This is a genomic window from Ilumatobacter nonamiensis YM16-303, from assembly GCF_000350145.1.
Lineage (GTDB): Bacteria > Actinomycetota > Acidimicrobiia > Acidimicrobiales > Ilumatobacteraceae > Ilumatobacter_A > Ilumatobacter_A nonamiensis.
The window spans coordinates 1-3,175 of record NZ_BAOL01000117.1 but is presented as its reverse complement, the minus strand read 5'-3'; the positions used below and the strand labels follow the sequence as shown (position 1 = coordinate 3,175).

Annotated in this window: 4 protein-coding genes and 1 tRNA gene; 1 reads left to right on the top strand and 4 read right to left on the bottom strand. The window is 65.6% G+C overall.

Annotated elements, in window-relative coordinates; genetic code table 11:
* Nucleotides 1-2 precede the first annotated feature (2 nt).
* The 4 genes from ON45_RS12205 to nadD all read right to left on the bottom strand — a co-directional run bounded on the left by ON45_RS12205 (nt 3) and on the right by nadD (nt 2,570).
* Nucleotides 3-75: transfer RNA gene (locus ON45_RS12205), tRNA-Ala, on the bottom strand.
* A gap of 29 nt (nt 76-104) precedes the next feature.
* Complete coding sequence (gene rsfS / locus ON45_RS12200; RefSeq protein ID WP_083914868.1) at nt 105-497, bottom strand: ribosome silencing factor; 393 nt, start codon at nt 495-497, stop codon at nt 105-107.
* The gene (locus ON45_RS12195) at nt 490-1,938 is read right to left on the bottom strand and encodes a hypothetical protein (RefSeq protein ID WP_040494230.1); all 1,449 of its coding nucleotides are present in this window, start codon (nt 1,936-1,938) and stop codon (nt 490-492) included. Before ON45_RS12195 ends, rsfS begins: the two co-directional genes overlap by 8 nt.
* Complete coding sequence (nadD, locus tag ON45_RS12190) at nt 1,935-2,570, bottom strand: nicotinate-nucleotide adenylyltransferase (protein WP_158412378.1); 636 nt, start codon at nt 2,568-2,570, stop codon at nt 1,935-1,937. The genes ON45_RS12195 and nadD overlap by 4 nt, the downstream gene beginning before the upstream one ends.
* A 315-nt stretch (nt 2,571-2,885) precedes the next feature.
* On the opposite strand from nadD, the gene ON45_RS12185 reads away from it, so the two are divergent.
* Nucleotides 2,886-3,175, top strand: a 290-nt coding sequence (locus ON45_RS12185; protein WP_040494229.1) for a sigma-70 factor domain-containing protein, incomplete at its 3' end; no start/stop codon positions are given.

The following is a 3,175-nucleotide window of genomic DNA, read 5'->3' as shown; positions in this document are numbered from 1 at the left end:
CGTGGAGCTAAGGAGAATTGAACTCCTGACCTCTTCCATGCCATGGAAGCGCTCTACCAACTGAGCTATAGCCCCATTTTCTGCGACGACGGATGATAACGGCGTCAGTTCCACTTCACACGAGGAACGTCGCCGTAGAGGCGCTCGATCTCGTAGAAGTCCCGCATTTCCTGGTGGAACACGTGCACGACGACGTCGCCGTAGTCGAGCAGCACCCACTGCTTCTCGCGGTGGCCCTCGGTGCGGGCCGGGGCCCGGTCGAGGTCGGCCTTGGCTGCGGACTCGATGTCCTGGGCGAGTGATTCGACCAGGCGACTGTTCGAAGCGCTGACGACGACGAACCATCCGGCGATCGCGAGGACGTTGCCGACGTCGAGCACGACGATGTCGTCGCCCTTCTTGTCGTCCGCTGTTCGAGCGGCGAGGAGCGCGAGTGAGCGGCCTTCGTCGTCATCGACCGACGTCGCGTCGATCCCCGTCGTTCCCGTGTCAGCCATCGTCGGCGACGGTATCGCTGCTCGTGTCCGGAACCGAGTCGTCACTCGAATCCGACGCGTCATCGGGGTCCGCAGATTCATCGGAAACCGACGTGTCGCTCGGCGTGAAGTCGCCCGAGTCCGAGACATCGAAGTCGGACCGTTGATTCTCCTCGGCCGCCGCTTCGGCGCGGGCTCGTTCGTCCTCCAGCACCTCCGCCCGCCACTCCAAGAAGTCTTCGCCGAGCACCACGACCACATCGATCCCGTCGATCAGTTCGTCGGCGACCACGACCTCGGCGTCTTCGAAGCCCTCGGACATCGCTCGCGCGGCGCTCTCCATCGATTCGTCGGCGATCCGCAGTTGCGTCACGGCCGGCACCTCTTCGGGCGTGTCGGCAAGGTCCACGCCGACGATGTTCGCCTGCCCGAACAGCAATTCGCTCACGAACCGGCGCGCGAGCCACGTCTTCGTGACCGGCGCACCGCCTGCCGTCTCCCCCAGTTCTGCGACCTCGTCGGAGTCGAATCCGACGACCAGCGACAGCGTCAGTGAATCGTTGGGGGTCGGAACCAGCGCCGGAGACACCGCACCGAACACCACCAGCGCGTCGGCTCGGTCGGCGAAGACGAAGTCCGCGTCGGTGTCGTTGTCGGCGATCTGGGCAGATGGCTCCTCGATGTCCAGCGCACGCACGCCGACCTCGCCGGCGAAGAGGCGATCCCACAGTTCGCGGAACGACGCCGGGGTGACCGGTCGATCGTCGGGACCGAGCGGTACATCCACGTCGGGTCCACCGGTGGCCGCGATCGCCTCCCACAACTCGACGTCGGTTTCGTGATGGTCGTAGGAGGTCTCCGTGGCGTCGATCGCGGTGAGCCCCTCGGCCATCTCCTCCGCGTCGAGGGTCGAGGAGCCGCTCGAGACCACGCGACCCGTCCCCGGGCTGTCGGAGTCGACGATCGACTCGGAGAGATCCACCTCGAACGGACCGAAGGGCACGAGCAACTCTTCGAGTTCGCCCGGACCGACCACCTGCCCGCGTTCGATCGTCAAGGTCAACAACGGTTCGATCTCGGACATCAACTCAGCGGTCTGTGCCTCGTCACCCGGCAAGTACGGCTGCCGGCTGACCGGAAGCCGCTCGGTTCCGACCCCGTTGGTCCGGTCGACGTTGACCGGGACCACGACGACGCTGCCGCCGATCCCGGACGGGTCGAGTGTGAGCACCGCGATCGACGTGAGCCGATCGAGGTCGTCGACGACGCCGATCAGTGCGTTCGGGGTCGCGGGAAAACTCGAGACCGGACGCGTCTCCTGGTCCGGCGCACGACCCTCCTGCGACGTCCGCAGCGTCGTGACGGCGACGACCGAGATCACGATGAGCGCGACCATGCCGAGCCCACCGAGCACGGCTCCGAGGATGGTGAAGCGACGTCGACGGTCGGAACTCGCGGTCAACCTCGGCCCCCTTCGGTCACGAGGTACAGCGAACGCTCGTCGATCACCTCGAGCACCGGGTTGGTCAAGAGGTAGTCGAGCGGACGACCGTCGGAGAATCGGGACCGGAGGTCGGTACTCGACACCTCGAGACGGGGCACCTCGACGCGGATCCAGTCGACGTCGGCGTCGAGCACGACGGGCGCGCCCGGGCGATCGACCACCACCAACTGCGACTGGGCGAGCACTTCGGCGCTCCGCTCCCATGTGTGGAGTCCGGCCGCCGCATCGTCGCCGACGATGGTGAACAGCTCGGCTCTCGGATACTCCCGGCTGAGCACGCTCAGGGTGTCCGCGGTGTAACTGTTCCCTCCCAAATCGATCTCCTGTCGACCCGGTACGAGCCCGGGAACCGACGCGACAGCGGCCGACACCATGGCGAGCCGATCCTCGACCGGGGTGATCTCCCGACTTCCGTCCTTCTGCCAGGGAACGTTCGCCACCATCATGATCACCAGATCGAGGTCGAGCGCATGGTGCACGTTGATCGCCGTGACGAGGTGCCCGACGTGCGGTGGATCGAAGGTCCCGCCGAACAGGCCGACGCGCGTGGGCGCGCCATCATCGAGCTGCGGAGTCTCGCCTCGGGACACGAGCGCCAACCCTACGAGACAGCGACGCAATCTGGACTGCCATCGTCGTCTTTCGCTCACCCGCACGTCGCGCGGATACCTGCCAGGAGGGGGCTTGACACGTCTGTTACTGTCAACTGTCCCCCAAATCACCCCCTTACCGGTTTCAATTCGGTTTCCCTCGGGAAACCTGCGTCCATCAGCGCGCGTCGCTCGGATCACTCACCCACATGTCGCCTCGGCGGCGAGTCCACGATCCTGCCGCCGCCGGCCGTGTGCCACAAGGCACAAGCGGAACCGGAATCCCCAGCACAACGAATGGTTGTAACAAGCATCATGAATGATTCCATCGGTCTTTACCTCAACGACATCGGCAAGGTCCCCCTTCTGACCGCCGAAGACGAGCGCGAGCTGTCCCGCGTCATCGAGAAGGGCCGCGACGCACAGGAGCAGCTCGACAACGGAAAGCGCGGTGTCGCACTCAAGCGGCAGGTCCGCGAAGCCGCCAAGGCCAAGGATCGGTTCATCCGGTCCAACCTCCGTCTCGTCGTCTCCATCGCCCGCCGCTACCCACTCCCGCAGGGCATGGACCTGCTCGACCTCATCCAGGAGGGCAACCTCGGCCT

What these genes read in the sequence shown, in the direction of transcription:
- rsfS (WP_083914868.1), bottom strand. Translation starts at nt 497, where the DNA reads ATGGCTGACACGGGAACGACGGGGATCGACGCGACGTCGGTCGATGAC.